The sequence below is a fragment of the Paracoccus sp. (in: a-proteobacteria) genome (assembly GCF_046462195.1).
GTDB lineage: Bacteria > Pseudomonadota > Alphaproteobacteria > Rhodobacterales > Rhodobacteraceae > Paracoccus.
Map to the genome: position 1 here is coordinate 1 of NZ_JBKGUN010000122.1, position 18087 is coordinate 18087.

An 18087-nucleotide genomic window follows, 5' to 3' on the forward strand; every position below is an offset into this window, starting at 1 on the left:
GACTTCGGCAGGTCGGCATGCAGCACCCAGCGGATGTCCGGCTTGTCGATGCCCATCCCGAAGGCCACCGTGGCCACGACGATCAGCCCGTCCTCGCGCTGGAACCGCGCCTCGGCCTCGCGCCGCGCCTCGGCCTCCAGCCCCGCGTGATAGGCGATGGCGGGATGGCCCGCCTCCCGCAGGGCTTGAGCCAGTGTTTCGGTCCGGGCGCGTGCGCCGCAATAGATGATTCCCGACTGGCCGCGCCGGGCAGCCACGTAGTTCAGAACCTGCCTGCGCGGGCTGTCCTTGGGCTGGAAGGCCAGACGGATGTTCGGCCGGTCGAAGCCGCGCAGGAACGTTACCGGCTCGGCGCCCTCGAAAAGCCGGGTCACGATCTCGGCCCGCGTCTCGACATCGGCGGTGGCGGTAAAGGCCGCCAGGGGCACGCCCAGCGTGCGCTTCAGGTCACCGATGCGCAGATAGTCCGGGCGGAAGTCGTGGCCCCACTGGCTGACGCAATGCGCCTCGTCCACGGCAATGGCCGTGACGCCCGCACGCCGCAGCAGGGTCACCGTCCCGCCCGAGGCCAGACGCTCGGGCGCCATGTAGAGGATCTTCATCTGCCCGGCCGATAGCGCCTGAAAAACGGCAGCGGTCTCGGCCTCGGTATTGCCGCTGGTCAAGGCCCCCGCTTCGACCCCGGCCTCGCGCAGGGCGCGCACCTGATCCCGCATCAGCGCGATCAGGGGCGAGATGACCACGGTCACCCCCTCGCGCATCAGCGCAGGCAGTTGATAGCACAGGGACTTGCCCCCGCCGGTCGGCATGATGGCCAGAACGTCGTGTCCGTCGGCGACGGCCTCGACGATCTCCTGCTGGCCGGGGCGGAATCCGTCGAACCCCCAGACTTGGCGCAGAAGATCGCCCGCAGGAAGGTCGCCCGCCATCAGAAGCCGTAGAAGAAGCCGGCGTTGTTGGCCAGGGCCCGCTGCAGGATGATGATGATCAGGAACAGGACCAGCGGCGCCAGGTCCAAGCCGCGCGTGTCGGGCAGGATGTTCCGGATCGGCTGATAGATCGGCTCCAGCAGGCGGTTCAGTCCGTCCCATATCTGGGCAACCAGCGGCTGGCGCAGGTTCAGGACCTGGAAGTTGATCAGCCAGGACATGATGATGTGGACGATCATGATGAACCACAGAACCTGCAGGATCAGTTGCAGAGCTTCGTACAGCGTTCCCATCGTCACTCCTTTGGCGTCATTCCCGGCGGCTTTGCACTGTATGGCGATGCCATGGCACGGGCGCAAGACGATGCGGCAGGATGCCGCCGCGTCCTGCTTGACGTCATCGTGAAGGCGCGCCACGCCCCTTGGCCAAAGGAAAGGACCGCCATGTATCCGCTGATCCGCTTTGCCAAGGAACTGCTGAAGTTCCGCAATGCTCCGCGGCTTGCCCCCACGGGCACCCATGTTTCGACCCACAGGTGCTGGCCTTGGGACCTCGACCCGTGGATCGAGCTGAACAACGGCCGCACCCTGACGCTGTTCGACTTGGGGCGGATCCCGCTGGCGCAGCGCACCGGCCTGGTCCCGGTCCTGCGGGCGCGGGGATGGGGCATCACGGTCGCGGGCAATTCGACCCGCTATCGCCGCCGCATCCGCGCCTTTCAGCGGTTCACCATGATCTCGCGCATGGTCGGATGGGACGGGCGCTTCGTCTACATGGAACAGTCGATGTGGCGGGGGCAGGAATGTTGCAACCAGGTGCTGATCCGTTCGGCCGTGACTTCGGCCCAGGGCATCGTGCCGCCCGCGCAGGTGCTGGAGGCCCTGGGCCTCGATCCGGTCAGCCCGCCCCTGCCCGGTTGGATCACCGCCTGGATCGACGCGGATGCCGCACGTCCCTGGCCACCCGCCATTCCCGATGACGCGAAAGGCCACTTGCCAGCCTGATGTCGCCCGGGCCTTATGACGCCGAAACGCGAGGGGAACGGCATGCGGCGCAAGCGGATCTGGGGCTGGTGGTTTTTCGATTGGGCCAGCCAGCCTTATCACACGCTGCTTCTGACTTTCATCTTCTCGATCTATTTCGCCGAAGTGGCACGGCGGCACTTCATCGCCATGGGCGACAGCAGCACCATCGCAGGGGCCAATGCGCAGGCCCTGTGGGGCTATGGGCTGTCCGTGACCGGGGTGATCATCGCGGTCCTTGCCCCGATCCTGGGGGCCATCGCCGACAGTTCGGGACGGCGGCTGATCTGGGTCTGGTTCTTTTCAGGGCTTTATGTGGTGGGGGCGGCAGGTCTCTGGTGGCTGATGCCCACCCAACCCGCCCTGATCCAAGCCGTTGTCCTGTTCGGCATCGGCCTGATCGGGGTCGAGTTCACGACCATCTTCACCAACGCCATGCTGCCCGCGCTTGCCCCCCGGACCGAGATCGGGCGCGTGTCGGGGTCCGGCTATGCCTTCGGCTATCTGGGCGGCGTGGTCGCGCTGGCCCTGATGCTGGCGCTTTTTGCCGAAACGCCTTCGGGCCGCACGCTGGTCGGCATTCCGCCCTTGTTCGGCTTGGATCCGGCCCTGCGCGAAGGAACCCGCTTTGTCGGCCCCTTTACCGCGATCTGGTATGTCGTCTTCATGATCCCCTTCCTTCTGTGGGTGAAAGAGCCGCGCGACACATACAGGCCGATGCGCGTCCAGAGGGCCTTGCAGGACCTCTGGACGCTGATCCGAAGCCTGCGCCATCGGCGCAGCCTGGCGGCATGGCTCGCCTCTTCCATGTTCTCGCGCGATGCACTGAACGCACTCTATGGTTTTGGCGGCGTGTATGCCGGCACCGTCCTGGGCTGGCCAGTATTCCTGGCGGGGGTCTTCGGCGTGGTCAGCGCCGTTTCGGCGGCGGTGATCAGCTGGCTGGGCGGAAGGGCCGATCGCTCCTTCGGCCCCCGGGCGGTCATCACGGCCTGCATCCTTGCGTTGACAGCGGTGTGCACGCTGCTGGTGGGCATGGATCGCGACTCGATCTTCGGCCTTGCCGCGCCTGCCGAACCGATTCTCGGGGGGCTGCGCCTGCCCGACCTGATCTTCTTTGCCTGCGGCACGGTGATCGGCGGTGCGGGCGGCGCCCTGCAGGCCGCCAGCCGCACGATGATGGTCCGTCACACGACCGAGGAACGCGCCACCGAGGGCTTCGGCCTTTATGCCCTGTCCGGAAAGGCAACCGCATTCCTGGCCCCTTTCCTGATTGCGCTGACTACCGATCTGACGGGCAGCCAGCGCATCGGGTTTGTTCCGCTGATCGTGATCTTCCTTGTCGCGCTGGTTCTGCTACGTTGGGTGGACCCCGAAGGAGAGACCCCGACGTGATCCGCAAGACCCTGACCGCCGCCGCCATCCTGCTGGGCCTGGCCTTGCCCGCTGCCGCCAATCCGCTGGCCAAGGATGTGTTCGGCAGCTTCCGCAGCCCTTCGCAGGGACCGGCCGTATCCATCGGCAATTATTCCCAGGGCTGTGGGCAGGGGCTGGTGCAACTGCCCGACAGCGGCCCCAGCTGGCAGGCGATGCGATTGTCGCGCGACCGGCACTGGGGCCACCCGGTGATGATCGACTTTCTGGTCGGCCTGTCACGCGCGGCCCAGCAGGCGGGCTGGCAGGGCCTTTACATCGGCGACATCAGCCAGCCGCGCGGTGGCCCGATGACTTCGAGCCATGCCAGCCACCAGATCGGGCTGGATGCCGACATCTGGATGCTGCCGCCCTCGTCGCTGTCCTTGTCGCGCCAACAGCGCGAGAACCTGTCTTCGGTGTCCGTCGTGGCGGGGGGCGGCACAGGACTGTCTGGGAACTGGACACCGGGCCACATGTCCATCATGCGGGCCGCCGCGCGCGACCGGCGTGTGGAGCGCATCTTTGTCGATCCCGTCGCCAAGGTCGCCATGTGCCAGTCCGAGACGGGGGACCGCAGCTGGCTGCGCAAGATCCGCCCCATCAACCAGCATGATTATCACTTCCATGTCCGGATGAACTGCCCTGCTGGTTCGATCTGCCAGACACCCAACCCCATTCCCGCAGGCGACGGTTGTGCCGAGGCGGCGGAATGGATTGCCATCCGCATCGACCCCAGCCGCGCCAAACCCACGTCCCCCGATCCGGACTACCGCCACCCGCGCACCTACCGGATGAGCGACCTGCCCGCGCAATGCGGCACCGTCGCATCCGCGCCCTGATGAGGCGCCTCGTTCCGGCGCTTCTGTCGCTGATCCTCACCGCCGCGCCTGTTCATGCAGGCGCGGTTCTCGATTACATGGGAACGCATGTGTGGACACATGATGACCCGAACTTCGGGGGCTTTTCCGGTATCGAAATCAGCGCCGACGGCACCCGTTTCCACGCCCTGACCGATCGCGCCCATCTTTACCGGGGCAGCATCGAAAGGGACGCCGAAGGCGGCATCACGGCAATGCGGATCGAGGATCGCGCCAACCTCCGCGACAGCGACGGCGTTCCCCTGCCCGCGGGCCTCATGGGGGACAGCGAGGGGATCGCCATCGGCACCGACGGGCGCATCTGGGTCAGCTTCGAAGGGCTGCACCGGGTTCTGGTCTATGACGACCCCGACGAGCCGGCGATACGCCTGCCCTATCCACCCGAACTGCCCGGCATGACCATGAACAAGGGTCTGGAGGCGCTGGCCATCCGCGACGACGGCACCCTGATCGCAGTGCCCGAACAATCTGTCCATCGGTCCATCCCGTTCACGGTCCTGGCCTTTGACGGGACATGGTCGCGGATGACGCAGATCCGCCGCGACCCCCACTGGCTGGCGGTCGGAGCCGATTTCGGGCCCGATGGCCGGTTCTATCTGCTCGAGCGCGACTTTCTGGGCCCGCTTGGCTTCAGGTCACGCGTCAGGCGGATGCTCTTGACCGACAACGGTCCGCAGGATGAAGAGATCCTGCTGGAGTCACGACCGATGCAGTTCGACAACCTCGAAGGGATCTCGGTCTGGCAGGACAACAAGGGCATCCGGATCACCCTGATCTCGGATGACAACTTCCTGTTCCTTCAGCGGACCGAGGTCGTGGAATATCGCCTGCAGGACGGCTTGGCGCAGGCATCGCGGAATTGACAAGCGGCCCGGCAGCGGCGTAAGGGCCGCGCTGCCCTGCCGCATGGCGGGCCGAGTTCTTCCGCAACCTTGCAAAAACGGAAATTCCCATGCCCCGCTTTCTGCCCGGCGTCCTTGCGATGGCCGCCATCGTCCTTGCCTCGAACATCCTTGTGCAGTTTCCAATCGGCAACTGGCTGACCTTGGGGGCATTCACTTATCCGCTGGCCTTTCTGGTCACCGACGTGATGAACCGCGTCCACGGCCCTGCCGCGGCCCGACAGGTTGTCTGGGCGGGTTTCGTGACCGGGGTGGCCTTTTCGCTGGTGGCGGCAGGGATGCAGACCACGACGCTGCGAATCGCGATCGCCTCGGGGTCGGCCTTCCTGCTGGCCCAGCTGGTCGATATCGCGGTCTTTGACAGGCTGCGGTCGGGGGAATGGTGGCGGGCACCACTTGCCTCGACGCTGTTCGGATCGGTCCTCGACACGGTCCTGTTCTTCGGCATCGCCTTTTCGGCCCTGCTGCCGGGGGATGCCAACACGGGCTGGGCCAACGAGGCCGTTCCGCTGGTTGGTCACGGTCCGCTCAGCCCGCTGTGGGTTTCGCTGGCAGTTGCCGACTGGATGATCAAACTTTGTCTGGCCCTACTGGCTCTTGTGCCCTTCCGGATGATTGTCCGCAATTTGTTGCGAAGATCAGACGAAAGCTGATTGACAGAATTTCGTTCTGTGTCAGGCTTGACCCATAACGGCAATCTTTTGAAAGGAGGTGGTCCAGTGTCGAGAGTGATAGTGGAGAGAGGTGTCGGAACAGTCAGGGGGGCCGTGACCTGAGGGCAGCCCTGAGGGTCGTAAACCCTGGTTGGGACCGGATCTGATCCTTCCCTAACCGGACCATCTCCTTGGATCTCGCGGGTCGCCTCATCTGGGCGACCCGTTCCCCGTTTCGGAAAAAGCAGGGCGACGTCCTGCCCGGATGTGGAAGAAAGAAAGGGCGGCCTTGCGGCCGCCCTTTCTCATTCAGGCCTGAATCGCGCGCGCTTCGCGGTTCGCGCGCATCGACCCAAGCACCACCAGCACCCAGATCACCGCAGCCAGCCACCACAGGCCACCGCTGATCAGCGCCATTCCGATCAACCCGGCCTGCACGACATAATAGGCCATCGTGATCAGCGTCTTGCGGATCAGGTCACCCTCGCGGTCGGTCAGACCCACCGTGGCCGAGGCCGCGACGACATTGTGGACGCAGATCATGTTGCCCGCCGCGCCACCGACCGCCTGAAGCACGACAACGATGGTGACGCCCGCCAGATCCAGCCCGATGCCTTGCGCGGTCGAGAACTGGAACAACGAGAACATCATGTTCGACACGGTGTTCGACCCGGCGATAAAGGCGCCCAGCGCGCCCACGATCGGCGCGAACAGTGGCCAGGATGCGCCCGTCGCCGCGGCCATGCCTTCGGCCAGCGTGATCGGCATGGAGGTCATCCCCTCAGAGCCCGAGTTGATGAAAACCTGCACCATGGGCACCGCCAGCAACAGCGCCGGCGCCGCCGCCAGCATGGTGCGGCCCGAGATGGCCCAGGCGCGGCCATAATCGCGCCCCCGCATCCGGAACAGCACAACCGAGATCAGCGAAGCGATGATCATCACCGTTCCCGGCGAATAGGCGAACTGTGCCGTCGCGTTGATGCCCGACCCGAACAGGTCGCGCAGGGCAATCGTCGTGTCCGGGCCGGTCAGCCAGGCCTTCAGCGGCGCGATCGTCCGTGTCAGGACCAGCAGCACCGCAACGATCACATAAGGCATCCAAGCCGTCAGCAGCGGAATGGAACGACCCTTGGGACCCAGTTCGGCCTGGGCCTGATCAGGCTCGACCGTGCCCTGCCAACCGTCTTCCCATTGGGCACGGGGCGGAAAATCGAAGCGATCTGACGGCAGGAACAGTCCCGCCCGCGCAGCAGGAACCACGATCAGCAGGCCGATCAAGCCGCCCAGAAGCGACGGGAATTCCGGCCCCAGCACCCGTGCGACCAGCAGATAGGGCAAGGTAAAGGCAAAGCCGGCAAAGATGGCAAATTTCCATGCCCGGAACCCTTCGGCAAAGCTGCGGCTGGCGCCAAAGAAACGCGTCAGCATGCCCACCATCAGCAGCGGGATCAGGATCCCGACCAATGCGTGAACCAGAGCAACCTGTGCCGCGACCACGGGAACATAGTCTGCGACCGTCATCGGCGCGATGGCGGCCTCGACCTCGGGGCTGTTCGACAGGCCGGTGCTGATGCCGACCAGCATCGGCGTTCCCACCGCGCCAAAGGATACTGGTGTGGATTGGATGATCAGCGTGACCATGACCGCGGCCATGGCCGGAAAACCGATGGCCAGCAGCAGAGGTGCGGCCACCGCTGCCGGCGTGCCAAAGCCGGACGCCCCCTCGATCAGCGATCCGAACATCCATGCGATGATGATCGCCTGAATGCGCCGGTCGGGCGAGATGTCGGTAAAGCCGCGGCGGATCGTCCGGATCGCACCCGATTCCTGAACCGTGTACAGCAGCAGGATTGCCCCGAAGACGATGTAGAGCAGCGTGATGGCCGTGACCAGGCCGTTGACCGTGGCCCCTGCAACGCGGGCCAGCGGTGCCCCCCACAGCACCAGCGCCAAGGCCACGGTCACCAGATAGGCGCTGAGCATGGCAGTCTTGGCCGATCGCCGCATCACCACCAGCAGCACGAAAACCACCACGACGGGCAACGCCGCCGCAATGAAGAGAACTCCCTGTGACACCCCGTTTCCTCCCTCGAATTGTCAGGCACAATCGGACCGCGACAGGCAGGAAAATCAAGGAAAAACTGGTCTGAAAAACAGACCGGCTGCCAGTGGTGTCAAAAGGACGCGCCTTTCAGTCGCGCCGGATCGGCAAGGCGATCCCCTGCCCGCCTCCGATGCACATGGTGATCAGCGCCGTGCGGGCACCGGTTCTTTCCAGTTCATGCAAGGCCTTGACGGTCAGAATGGCCCCAGTCGCCCCCACCGGATGCCCCAAGGCAATGGCGCCACCGTTCGGGTTCACCTTGTCCGTGTCCAACCCCAGCCCCTTGTTGACCGCAAGGGCCTGGGCAGCAAAGGCCTCGTTTGATTCGATCACATCGAAATCAGCGATCGTCAGGCCGGTGCGCGCCATCAGGGCTTCGACGGCAGGGATGGGACCGATGCCCATCACCTCAGGCGGGACCCCGGCAACCGCATAACCCAGGATGCGCGCGCGGGGCACCAGACCTTCGGCCTGCGCGGCATCGGCTCGTGCCAGAACCAGCGCCGCCGCCCCGTCATTGATCCCGCTGGCATTGCCCGCCGTCACGCTGCCTTCCTTCTGGAAGACCGCCTTCAGACCGGCCAGCTTGTCCAGGTTGGTTTCCTTGGGATGCTCGTCCACCTCGAAAGCCGTGATTCCCTTGCGCGACCTGACTTGGACCGGGACGATCTGATCACGAAAATGTCCTGCCGCGATGGCCGCCGCCGCGCGGCGCTGGGACTCCATGGCAAACGCGTCCTGCTGCTCGCGCGTGATGTCATGCTGTGCAGCCACATTCTCGGCCGTGACACCCATGTGCCCGGTCCCCATCGGACAGGTCAGTGCCCCGGTCATCATGTCCAGCATGACCTGATCGCCCATCTTGGCGCCAAAGCGCGCGGAAGGCAGGGCATAGGGTGCGCGACTCATGCTCTCGGCACCGCCCGCGATGGCAAAATCCGCATCCCCCAGAACCAGCGCCTGCATGGCCGACACGATGGCCTGTGCGCCCGATCCGCACAAGCGGTTCACGTTCATCGCGGGCGTGGTGTGCGGAATGCCGGCGTTCAGCATGGCCACGCGGCTGAGATACATGTCACGCGGCTCGGTATTGATCACATGCCCGAAGACCACTTGCCCCACTCGCTCGGGTGCAAGGCTGGCCCGCTCCAGCGCGGCGCGGGTCACGGTGGTTGCAAGATCGATCGGCGGAATGGCCGCCAGGCTGCCTCCAAAGGTGCCGATGGCGGTACGTGTGCCGGACAGGATGACGATTTCAGACATGGACATGGTGCCCCCTCCCTTTTCCTGCTGCCAGAATAAGAAGGGACCCCCTGCAGGCAAGCCGCACCAGCCCGTGCCGTGGCGGCAGGAAAAGCGCAAATTGCAGCCGCCACGGGCAGGCGGTATGCTTGCAAGGAATAACGAGCAGCACGAGGCGACCATGACCGACCCCGCCCCACGGCCCCGCCTGCGAATCAAGCTGAGGCTGGAGTATGATTCGCCCCTGATCCTGGGGCCGGGCAAGGCAGAGCTTTTGAGCCGGATCGAACGCCTTGGCTCGATCTCGGCCGCCGCACGCGAAATGGGGATGAGCTACAAGCGCGCCTGGACCCTGGTCGAGGAGATGAACGTGGCCTTTGCCGAACCGGTGATCGATCGCGCGCGCGGCGGTGCCGGTGGCGGCGGGGCCACCGTCACGCCCACGGGCGCGCAGGTCCTGCGCCATTACCGCGCGCTGGAAACCCTGCTGCTGGAGGACGGAGCCGCGGATCTGATGGCGCTGAACGCGCTTCTGCGCCCCGAAGGGTCGCGCTGAAGTGTCGGCAAGGTTCCGCTGTCAACACGGACCCCTTGCGTCCGGACATCCGCATTTTCCGGGTTTGTGATTTCACCGGAGCGTGACTTTGCGCCATACTGCGGGAAACAAGACCGACAAGAAGAACGAGGGCAGGATGAACAGGCTACTGAAGCTGGCCATTGTAGCGCTGGTCGCGTCATGCGGCGGCGGCAACTACAGCGCGCCGCGGCAGCTGGACAATGCATGTGCCATCGCCGCCGAACGGCCCGCCTATCTGCGCGCCATGAAGCAGACCGAACGCAAATGGGGCGTTCCCGTCCATGTGCAGATGGCGACGATGTATCAGGAATCGAAGTTCATCGGCGACGCGCGCACCCCGCATCAATATGCGCTGGGCGTTATTCCCATCGGCCGACAAAGCAGCGCCTTCGGATATTCCCAGGCCCTTGATGGCACCTGGGAGGAATACCAGCGCAGTTCCGGCAACCGCCGCGCCCGCCGCGACAACATCCGCGATGCCACCGACTTCATGGGCTGGTACATGAACGGCAGCCAGCGGCAGCTGGGCTTGTCCAAGCATGACGCGGCCTCGCAATATCTGGCCTATCACGAGGGGCGGGGCGGCTTTGCGCGCGGCAGCCACCGCCAGAAAAGTTGGCTGATGCGGGTTGCGGGGCAGGTGGGCCAGCGGTCCGAGATGTATCGCCAGCAACTGATCGCCTGCCGCCGGGCCTGAGCCGGCGCTTGACGCCCTTTCTGCTTCGGGGCCTTCTGGTTCCAGGCAGGGAGGATCCATGTACACCGTCATCGGCACGTCAAGAAGTCGCGCATTCCGCGTCCTGTGGATGCTGGAAGAACTGCAGCAGCCTTATCGCCACGTCCCGGCCAATCCCCAGAGCGAGGGCGTGGCCCAGTTCAACCCGGCCGGCAAGGTGCCCGTCCTGATCGACGACGGCACGCCCGTGACCGATTCGACCGCGATCCTGACCTATCTGGCGGACCGGCACGGCCAGATGTCTCACGCCCCCGGAACCCTTGACCGGGCGCGGCAGGACAGCCTGACCCAGTTCCTTCTGGACGAATTCGATGCGGCCCTGTGGCTGGCGGCGCGCCACAGCTTCATCCTGCCCGAGGAAAGGCGGCTGGGCGCCATCAAGAACACCCTCCGGTGGGAGTTTGAAGCCAGCCAGAAAACCTTGGTCAACCGGATGTCCGAAGGCCCTTTCCTGATGGGCGAAACCATGACCGTGCCCGATCTGATCCTGACGCATTGCCTGGATTGGGCGCTGACCGCCCGCTTTCCAGTCGTTCAGTCGCGTTTGTCCGATTATCTGGAACAGATGCGTCAACGCCCGGCGTACCAGCGCGTGGTCAAGCTGTGATCAGTCTTTCGGCTGGCGTTCGTCAGACACCTCTGGTTCGGCGCTCACTGGTGGTTTGGGCTCGGCGGGCGGGGCGGCAACTGGCGCCTGTTCCGGCCGGGACATGAACGAGTCGATCCGCTGACGCAGATCCGGTGACAATGGTGTAACAGTATGCGTCATTCGGAACCCTCGGTGGCGAACGCGATGCGGTGCGCAAGGTCCCTCCCCGGTTGTGACGCTAGCAAGGGAGGGGCGGGCTTGTCATGACGGTTTGCTTGCTCCTGCGACTCAGGTCGCAGTCAGACGCAGCGCAGCGGCCTGACCTGCGCGGCGCCCGGTCGCCATGCAGGTCGTGAGCAGATACCCCCCCGTTGGCGCCTCCCAGTCCAGCATTTCCCCCGCGGCAAACACACCGGGCAGCGCACGCAATTCCAGATCGGGCGTCAATGCCTCGGTCACGATGCCCCCGGCCGAGGAAATGGCCCGGTCCAGTCCCATCGGCCCATCGTGACGCAACGGCAGCGCCTTGGCACGAGCCGCCCAGCCGGCCGCATCCTCGGGCAGTGGCTGGCCCCATTCCAGCAACAACGCCACCTTGATCGGATCTCCCAGCACACGCCGCAGCCAGTTCCCCAGCGACAACCGGCCCCGCCCCTGCGTGAAGCGTGCCGCCAGCCTGTCTGCCGAAAGATCAGGCGCCAGATCGACATGGGCCTGAAGCCCATCGCGCATCGCGGCCGCGACCGCGTACACGCCGCCGCCCTCGATGCCCTTGGCCGAGATGACCCATTCCCCGCGGCTGGTGCGCGGCCCGGCGACGATCTCGACACCCTTGACCGCCGATCCGAAGAAACGGGCCATCGGCGCGGACCAGCGAACATGAAAGCCCATGTTGGCCGGGCGAAAGGCCGCGATCCTGACACCGGCGGTCTGCAGCATCGGCGCCCAGCCTGCATCGGACCCCAGCCCCGGCCAACTGGCCCCACCCAATGCCAGCACGGTCACGCGTGGCGACAAAAGCCGCAGACCGTCCGGAGTCTCAAACCGGAACCCATCCTCAAGCCCGGACCACCGCCACCGGCTGCGCAACTCTACCCCACCGGCCTGCAGCCGGGCCAGCCAGGCACGCAGCAGGGGCGAGGCCTTCATGCCCACCGGAAAGACGCGCCCGGTCGATCCGGCAAACAGGGTCACCCCCAACCCTTCGGCCCAGGCCATCACCTCGGCCGGACCAAAGCCGCCGTCATGCGTATGCAGATATCCGTGGGGATCCGCAGGCCCGTCGCCGCCTTCGACAAAACCCGCAAAGATGTCCCGCGGCTCGTCCTTGGTCAGGTTCAGCCCCGATTTTCCCGCCATCAGGAACTTGCGCGCAGGGGTCGGCATGGCATCGGCCACCACGACCCGGCGACCGGGCGCCATCAGCATCTCTGCCGCCATCAGCCCCGCAGGCCCCGCCCCGATCACCAGTGCGTCCACCATCTCACTCATCGGCGGCCCCGTGGCCGCATGGCAAGGCGCAACAACGCGCGCTCGACCAGGGGCATCTGGGGCGCGCGGCTGGTGCTGCGCAAGGTCAGGTCGGTTGCCAGCAGCAACGAGACCGCCTCCTCCAGCGGCCCCATGCCCCAAGTCTGCGCCTGTCGGGTCATCCTGTCGCGGCGCGGGCCAAAGACAGGCGGTCGTGCACGGGCCAGCGCCACCCCCGGCCCTGCCGGATCGGCGGCCGCCAGGTGCAACACGCGGAAGTGCCGCAAAGCCGCGATGCACAGGGTCACGGGCGCAATGCCCTGCTGTTCGACCCGGCGCATCAGGCGCCCGAACTCGTCCTCGCGCCGTTCCGCCACGATGTGGATCAGTTCATCCAGATCGGCCTCGACCGTGGCAGGCGCCAGCAGGGCAATCTCGTCAGGCGTCAACGGCGCGGGATCGTCGTGCTTGTAAAGGCCGATCTTCTCGATCGTCTGGCGCAGGTCGCCCGGGTCCAGCGCGCGGGACAGCAGCATCAGCTCGCGCATGGCATCGCGCGGCACCTCGCGCAGGCCCGCCTCCGAAAGCCAGCCGGACACCTCGTCCTCTCCGGGCGGATCGTCGTAAACGGGCGCCGTAACGGCCTGACCATGAGTTTCGAACAGCTTGCGCAGCGCCGAGGATTTGCCAAGGCTGCCCGCGGTCACCACGACCACCGCATCACCCTGCCGCCAATCGGCCAAGGCGGCACGAATCGCCTCCGCCGCCGTATCGGGTGCCTCGTCCACCAGAACGACACGGGGACCCGGAAAAAACCCGACCTCACGTACCGCATCGATCAGCTGCGCCGGGTCCTTCTTCAACCCTGCGCCGGACATTCGCGTCAGGCGCATCTCCTCGTCGGCCTTTTCTCCGACCAGCGCCCGCACGGCCTCGGCCCGCTTCAACGCCACCCGCATCGGGTCCTGGCCATAGATCAGCAGGGCCGGGCGTGACGGGTCGGGCCGTGCCAGATACCGTGCGATCTCGCCGCCTTTCAGCAGCATCGCGCCCTCATTCCGGCAACGACCCGGACGCCGCCAGCAGTCGCGTCACCACCTGATCGGCCAGCATCAGGGCCAACCGCTCGCGCGCGTCCCCTTCGGCCGCCAGGGTCGAGATGGTCGTGCCGGTTGTCGAATAGGACGTGAAGCTGCTGACGCGCCCCCGGGTAACGACCTGCCCCTGCGGCCCTGTCAGCGCGAAATCGGCGGTGCCGTTCAGCGAATAGCGGGTCGTCACCTCGTCCGTGGTGATGGCCTGGCTGACGACGCTGGCATTGATCCGGTAATCCAGATCATAGATCGCAGCGTCCTCCGGTCCCAGCCGCTCGGCCAGACGACGATTGAAGACAAAGTCGAGAGGCGTGTCCGGGTCGCGCGGGCGCACCTTGCCGAACAGCCGGTCACCCCCGCCGCCCGGGCCGTGGACCGGGCTCAGCCCGCAGGCCGACAGCGCCAGCAGTCCAAAAAGGACCGCGCGCCGCGGAATGCGGTCAGGCGACCACATTGACGATCCGCCCGGGCACGACGATCAGCTTTTTCGGCGCCGCGCCTTCAAGAAAGCGCTGCACCGTTTCATCCGCCAGGACCATGGCCTCGATCTGCTCCTTGGGCATGGCCTTGGGCACCTCGATCTCGGCCCGCCGCTTGCCGTTGATCTGGATGGGCAAGATCACGCTGTCGCTTTCCAGCAGGGTGGGGTCCGCCTTGGGCCAAGCGGCGTCCACGACCATGCCCTGCCCGCCCGCGACGGACCAGACCTCTTCGGCCAGGTGCGGCACCATGGGGGCCATCAGCTGCGCCATGATCCGCAGGACGGCACGACGCGCCTCCCCTCCGGCCTTGGACTTGCCGAGGGCATTGGCCAGTTCATAAAGCTTGGCGACGGCCTTGTTGAAGGCAAAGCCCTCGATGGCCGCTGTCACATCGGCAATGGCGCGATGCGCCGCCCGCGTCAGGTCGGCATCGTCACCGCCATCGGCCGGCGCTTCCTCGGCCAGCCGGAAGACGCGGGCCAGGAACTTGGCCGCGGCCTCGGCACCCGAGGCGGTCCATTCGACGTCCCGCTCGGGAGGGCTGTCGGACAGCATGAACCAGCGCGCCGTGTCGGCGCCAAAGCTTTCCACGATGTTGACCGGGTCGACGACGTTCTTCTTTGACTTCGACATCTTGGCCGACGGAATGACCTCGACTGCGGTGCCGTCCGCCAGCTTGCCGTCCGTCACGTCCTCGGGCAGGTGATAGACCGGCCGGCCCCGCTCGTCCCGGGTCATGTAGATCTCGTGCGTGACCATGCCCTGCGTGAACAGCGCGTCGAACGGCTCCTTGGCCTTTTCGGGCAGATGTCCGGTCTTCACCATTGCCCGGGCAAAGAAGCGGGAATACAGCAGGTGCAGGATCGCATGCTCGATCCCGCCGATATACTGGTCCACGTTCATCCAGTAGTCCGCATCCGCACGCGTCGTCGGCGTATCGGCATGCGGCGATGTGAAACGCGCGTAATACCAGCTGCTGTCCACGAAGGTGTCCATCGTGTCGGTTTCCCGCCGCGCCTCGCCGCCGCATTTGGGACAGCTGGCCTGACGCCATGTCGGGTGGCGGTCCAGCGGGTTTCCGGGCACGTCGAAGGTGACGTCCTGCGGCAGCAGCACGGGCAGGTTCTGCTTGGCCTCGGGCACCGTGCCGCAGCGGTCGCAATGAACCACCGGGATCGGACAGCCCCAATAGCGCTGACGCGAGATACCCCAGTCGCGCAGGCGGAACTTGGTCACGCCTTCGCCATAGCCCTGCGCCTCGGCATGGGCGATGGCCGCATCGACAGCAGCCTCGCCGGTCTGATCGCCCTCGCCCGCAAAGCCGCGCACATAGGTTACCGTTTCGGTCTTGGCGGGCACAAAGGGCGCCTTTGCGACCAGCGCATCGGCCTGCGCCTGATCCATGCTCCGTTCCCCAAAGGTCGCCCGGATCGGCAGCTCGTATTTCGTCGCGAACTCGTGGTCGCGCTCGTCATGCGCCGGGCTGCCGAAGATCGCGCCCGTGCCATAATCCATCAACACGAAGTTCGCGATCCAGATCGGCAGCAGCCAGTCCGGGTCCAGCGGGTGCTGAACGGTCAGCCCGGTGTCAAAGCCCAGCTTGGGCGCGGTTTCGATGGCCTCTTCGGTCGTGCCGATCTTGCGGCACTCCTCGCGAAAGGCCTCGATCTGGGGACGGGCCTCGGCCAGCTGCTTGACCAGCGGGTGGTCCGGTGACAGCGCCACGAAACTGGCGCCCCTCAGCGTATCGGGGCGCGTCGTATAGACCTCGATCGCCTCGAATCCCGCGGGTGCATCGACCGTGGCAAAACGGAACTGCAGCCCGCGCGACTTGCCGATCCAGTTCGACTGCATCAGCCGCACCTTCTCGGGCCAGCCCTTCAGCCCGTCCAGCGCTTCCAGCAGTTCGTCCGAGTAATCCGAGATCCGGAAGAACCATTGCGTCAGTTCGCGCCGTTCGACCGTCGCACCAGACCGCCAGCCCTTGCCGTCGATCACCTGCTCGTTGGCCAGAACGGTCATGTCGACCGGGTCCCAGTTGACCTGCGCCGACTTGCGCGTGATCAGCCCCGCCTCCAGCATGTCCAGGAACAGCGCCTGCTGCTGGGCCACATAGGCGTCGTCGCAGGTCGCGAACTCGCGGCTCCAGTCGATGGACAGGCCCAGAGGCTTCAGCTGTTCGCGCATCGTGGCGATGTTGGCATAGGTCCAGTCGCGCGGATGGCCGCCCTGTTCCATCGCCGCGTTTTCGGCCGGCATGCCGAACGCGTCCCAGCCCATTGGATGCAGCACGCTGAATCCCTGCGCCCGCTTGAAGCGCGCCACCACGTCGCCCATCGTATAGTTGCGCACATGCCCCATGTGGATGCGCCCCGAAGGATAGGGAAACATCTCGAGGACATAGTATTTCGGCCGCTCGTCGCGCGTGGCGGTAAAGCTGCCGGCATCGGCCCAGGCCTTCTGCCAGCGGGTTTCGCTTGTCGCGGGATCATAGGGCATCGGGAACCTCGGGCGTCATTCGTTGCCCGCAGGGTTTATACCCCCCGCATCAGCGGGTCCAGAGGGCCGCGGCGCCTGCCACCTGCGCCGCCGGCGATCAAAGTCGCCCGTCGCGCAGGCGCAACTGGCGGGCGCGGGTCAAAATTGCATCCTCGACCGCGCGCACGGTGCCCGGCTCGACCGCGGCACCGCCCGGGCCCTGCAGCGACAAGCGCAGGCTGCGGGCATCCAGCGCGGGATCGCTGATCTGGACCGTCGCGCGATAGGACCGCCCCCCGCCCGGAGGCGTGCCATAGCCGGTCTGGATCACGCCGGTGAACGGATCCACCGTTTGCACCGGCAGGAAATTCAGAACCTCCAGGCTGGCGTTCCAAAGGTACTTGTTGACGCCCACGGCCGTGTTCGGGTTCTGGCGGTTTCCGAAAACCTCCCAGATCGTGGTGCTGTCCTGCGGCGCCCGGGCCGCCATGGCCTCCGATCGGCCGCCACCCTGCCCCCCGCAGGCGGCAAGCCCGGCCAAGGCCGTCATGGCGATCATCAGGCGCGCGCCGCGTGCATAGGTCATGGCATCCCCCGGTCTTCATGTCCGCGCCAGCTTTAGCGCGGGAAGGACCGGCGAAACAAGCACAATGGCCGGGGGTTGCATGAACCGGAGGTCAACGCACGCGAGGGCGGGCCAGAGGGTGTGGCCCTTGTGCATCATGCTCGCAGGCAAAGGAATTCCCACCCTGCTGATTTCGTTGCATCACAACTTCGAAACGGTGAAACAAATCGCATACCCAGGGCGGGACCGCCGGCTTGGGCATCAGAGAGACAAGAGGGAACATCACCATGAAAAAGGCTCTTATCGCCTCGACCGCGCTGGTTCTGACCGCCGGTGTGGCTGCTGCCGACGTGACCATCTCGGGCTATGGCCGGACCGGTATCATCTACCTGGAAAACATCGATGACACCACGCCGTCGCCGAACGAGACCCAGGTGATCTCGCGCCTGCGCATGAACATCGACGCGACCACCTCGACCGACCAGGGCGTCGAGTTCGGTGGCCGTTTCCGTCTGCAGTGGGACCAGAACAACAGCAACCGTGGCGAGCAGGGCCAGCTGAACGCCGGTAAGCTGTTTGTTACCGCCAGCGGCCTGACCGTCGAAATCGGCAACGTCGACACCGCCTTCGACTCGGCCGGCCTGGCCTATGCCTCGGAACTGGGTTCCTATGACCGTTCGATCGGCGGTAACCCCGGTGGTTCGTTCTTCGCCTACAGCTCCGACCGCCTGCGCAGCCAGAACTACATGGGCGTCATGGCCAAGTACTCGGTCGACGCTCTGACCGTGCGCGCCTCCTATGTCGATCCGGACCAGACGGGTCTAACCGACGGTGCAGGCTTCGAAGAAGAACTGGGCATTTCGGCCGACTACACCTGGAACGACCGTCTGGAACTGTCGGCTGCTGCCGTCAACAACGGTTCGGGCCTGGAAGGCAACGACCAGTACTTC

At 65.7% G+C, this 18087-nt stretch carries 18 protein-coding genes; 9 read left to right on the forward strand and 9 right to left on the reverse strand.

Annotated elements, in window-relative coordinates; genetic code table 11:
• Both ACLHHB_RS07795 and ACLHHB_RS07800 read right to left on the reverse strand, forming a co-directional pair.
• Window positions 1-929, reverse strand: a 929-nt coding sequence (locus ACLHHB_RS07795; RefSeq protein WP_410217705.1) for a RecQ family ATP-dependent DNA helicase, incomplete at its 3' end; no start/stop codon positions are given.
• The gene (locus ACLHHB_RS07800; RefSeq protein ID WP_410217706.1) at window positions 929-1222 is read right to left on the reverse strand and encodes a YggT family protein; all 294 of its coding nucleotides are present in this window, start codon (window positions 1220-1222) and stop codon (window positions 929-931) included. The genes ACLHHB_RS07800 and ACLHHB_RS07795, both read right to left, overlap by 1 nt.
• 150 nt (window positions 1223-1372) lie before the next feature.
• Here ACLHHB_RS07800 and ACLHHB_RS07805 point away from each other — a divergent pair, with 150 nt between their 5' ends.
• The 5 genes from ACLHHB_RS07805 (at window position 1373) to ACLHHB_RS07825 (ending at window position 5800) form a co-directional block, all read left to right on the forward strand.
• Window positions 1373-1933, forward strand: a complete 561-nt coding sequence (locus tag ACLHHB_RS07805; RefSeq protein ID WP_410217720.1) for an acyl-CoA thioesterase — start codon at window positions 1373-1375, stop codon at window positions 1931-1933.
• A gap of 42 nt (window positions 1934-1975) precedes the next feature.
• Window positions 1976-3346: an MFS transporter gene (locus tag ACLHHB_RS07810; RefSeq protein ID WP_410217707.1), complete on the forward strand. Its 1371-nt coding sequence runs from the start codon at window positions 1976-1978 to the stop codon at window positions 3344-3346.
• Complete coding sequence (gene mepA / locus ACLHHB_RS07815; protein ID WP_410217708.1) at window positions 3343-4206, forward strand: penicillin-insensitive murein endopeptidase; 864 nt, start codon at window positions 3343-3345, stop codon at window positions 4204-4206. The genes ACLHHB_RS07810 and mepA overlap by 4 nt, the downstream gene beginning before the upstream one ends.
• Window positions 4179-5108: an esterase-like activity of phytase family protein gene (locus ACLHHB_RS07820; RefSeq protein ID WP_410217709.1), complete on the forward strand. Its 930-nt coding sequence runs from the start codon at window positions 4179-4181 to the stop codon at window positions 5106-5108. Before mepA ends, ACLHHB_RS07820 begins: the two co-directional genes overlap by 28 nt.
• Window positions 5109-5197: 89 nt before the next feature.
• Window positions 5198-5800, forward strand: coding sequence for a queuosine precursor transporter (locus tag ACLHHB_RS07825; protein ID WP_410217710.1), 603 nt, complete (start codon window positions 5198-5200; stop codon window positions 5798-5800).
• A gap of 309 nt (window positions 5801-6109) precedes the next feature.
• On the opposite strand, the gene ACLHHB_RS07830 is transcribed toward ACLHHB_RS07825, so the two are convergent.
• Together ACLHHB_RS07830 and ACLHHB_RS07835 are read right to left on the reverse strand one after the other, a co-directional pair.
• Window positions 6110-7876, reverse strand: a complete 1767-nt coding sequence (locus ACLHHB_RS07830; RefSeq protein WP_410217711.1) for an L-lactate permease — start codon at window positions 7874-7876, stop codon at window positions 6110-6112.
• Window positions 7877-7991: 115 nt separating this feature from the next.
• Complete coding sequence (locus tag ACLHHB_RS07835) at window positions 7992-9167, reverse strand: acetyl-CoA C-acyltransferase family protein (RefSeq protein ID WP_410217721.1); 1176 nt, start codon at window positions 9165-9167, stop codon at window positions 7992-7994.
• Between the two features lie 160 nt (window positions 9168-9327).
• On the opposite strand from ACLHHB_RS07835, the gene ACLHHB_RS07840 reads away from it, so the two are divergent.
• From ACLHHB_RS07840 to ACLHHB_RS07850, 3 genes are all read left to right on the forward strand, one after another.
• Window positions 9328-9702, forward strand: coding sequence for a winged helix-turn-helix domain-containing protein (locus tag ACLHHB_RS07840; RefSeq protein ID WP_410217712.1), 375 nt, complete (start codon window positions 9328-9330; stop codon window positions 9700-9702).
• A gap of 136 nt (window positions 9703-9838) precedes the next feature.
• Complete coding sequence (locus tag ACLHHB_RS07845) at window positions 9839-10420, forward strand: lytic transglycosylase (RefSeq protein ID WP_410217713.1); 582 nt, start codon at window positions 9839-9841, stop codon at window positions 10418-10420.
• A 58-nt stretch (window positions 10421-10478) separates the two neighbouring features.
• Entirely contained in the window at window positions 10479-11066 is a 588-nt protein-coding gene (locus ACLHHB_RS07850; protein WP_410217714.1) for a glutathione S-transferase family protein, read from the forward strand.
• A gap of 270 nt (window positions 11067-11336) precedes the next feature.
• On the opposite strand, the gene ACLHHB_RS07855 is transcribed toward ACLHHB_RS07850, so the two are convergent.
• From ACLHHB_RS07855 to ACLHHB_RS07875, 5 genes are all read right to left on the reverse strand, one after another.
• A complete protein-coding gene (locus tag ACLHHB_RS07855) occupies window positions 11337-12527 on the reverse strand; it encodes an NAD(P)/FAD-dependent oxidoreductase (protein ID WP_410217722.1) in 1191 nt (396 codons plus the stop codon).
• An 8-nt stretch (window positions 12528-12535) separates the two neighbouring features.
• Entirely contained in the window at window positions 12536-13564 is a 1029-nt protein-coding gene (gene holA / locus ACLHHB_RS07860; protein WP_410217715.1) for a DNA polymerase III subunit delta, read from the reverse strand.
• A gap of 7 nt (window positions 13565-13571) precedes the next feature.
• Window positions 13572-14066: an LPS assembly lipoprotein LptE gene (gene lptE / locus ACLHHB_RS07865; protein ID WP_410217716.1), complete on the reverse strand. Its 495-nt coding sequence runs from the start codon at window positions 14064-14066 to the stop codon at window positions 13572-13574.
• Window positions 14053-16593, reverse strand: a complete 2541-nt coding sequence (leuS, locus tag ACLHHB_RS07870) for a leucine--tRNA ligase (protein ID WP_410217717.1) — start codon at window positions 16591-16593, stop codon at window positions 14053-14055. The genes lptE and leuS overlap by 14 nt, the downstream gene beginning before the upstream one ends.
• 97 nt (window positions 16594-16690) lie before the next feature.
• Window positions 16691-17158 (reverse strand): DUF3576 domain-containing protein, encoded by a 468-nt coding sequence (locus ACLHHB_RS07875; protein WP_410217718.1) that lies wholly within the window; start codon window positions 17156-17158, stop codon window positions 16691-16693.
• Between the two features lie 266 nt (window positions 17159-17424).
• Between ACLHHB_RS07875 and ACLHHB_RS07880 the strand changes: the two genes are divergently transcribed.
• Window positions 17425-18087 (forward strand): porin (locus ACLHHB_RS07880; protein ID WP_410217719.1); only part of this gene is annotated, 663 nt, incomplete at its 3' end.

Excerpts from the sequence above, each read along its gene's own strand:
- ACLHHB_RS07820 (WP_410217709.1), top strand. The coding sequence starts at position 4,179 with ATGCGGCACCGTCGCATCCGCGCCCTGATGAGGCGCCTCGTTCCGGCG.
- ACLHHB_RS07825 (WP_410217710.1), top strand. The coding sequence starts at position 5,198 with ATGCCCCGCTTTCTGCCCGGCGTCCTTGCGATGGCCGCCATCGTCCTT.
- ACLHHB_RS07840 (WP_410217712.1), top strand. The coding sequence starts at position 9,328 with ATGACCGACCCCGCCCCACGGCCCCGCCTGCGAATCAAGCTGAGGCTG.
- ACLHHB_RS07800 (WP_410217706.1), bottom strand. The coding sequence starts at position 1,222 with ATGGGAACGCTGTACGAAGCTCTGCAACTGATCCTGCAGGTTCTGTGG.
- ACLHHB_RS07810 (WP_410217707.1), top strand. The coding sequence starts at position 1,976 with ATGCGGCGCAAGCGGATCTGGGGCTGGTGGTTTTTCGATTGGGCCAGC.
- ACLHHB_RS07875 (WP_410217718.1), bottom strand. The coding sequence starts at position 17,158 with ATGACCTATGCACGCGGCGCGCGCCTGATGATCGCCATGACGGCCTTG.
- ACLHHB_RS07850 (WP_410217714.1), top strand. The coding sequence starts at position 10,479 with ATGTACACCGTCATCGGCACGTCAAGAAGTCGCGCATTCCGCGTCCTG.
- ACLHHB_RS07805 (WP_410217720.1), top strand. The coding sequence starts at position 1,373 with ATGTATCCGCTGATCCGCTTTGCCAAGGAACTGCTGAAGTTCCGCAAT.
- ACLHHB_RS07845 (WP_410217713.1), top strand. The coding sequence starts at position 9,839 with ATGAACAGGCTACTGAAGCTGGCCATTGTAGCGCTGGTCGCGTCATGC.
- leuS (WP_410217717.1), bottom strand. The coding sequence starts at position 16,593 with ATGCCCTATGATCCCGCGACAAGCGAAACCCGCTGGCAGAAGGCCTGG.
- holA (WP_410217715.1), bottom strand. The coding sequence starts at position 13,564 with ATGCTGCTGAAAGGCGGCGAGATCGCACGGTATCTGGCACGGCCCGAC.
- lptE (WP_410217716.1), bottom strand. The coding sequence starts at position 14,066 with ATGTGGTCGCCTGACCGCATTCCGCGGCGCGCGGTCCTTTTTGGACTG.
- ACLHHB_RS07835 (WP_410217721.1), bottom strand. The coding sequence starts at position 9,167 with ATGTCTGAAATCGTCATCCTGTCCGGCACACGTACCGCCATCGGCACC.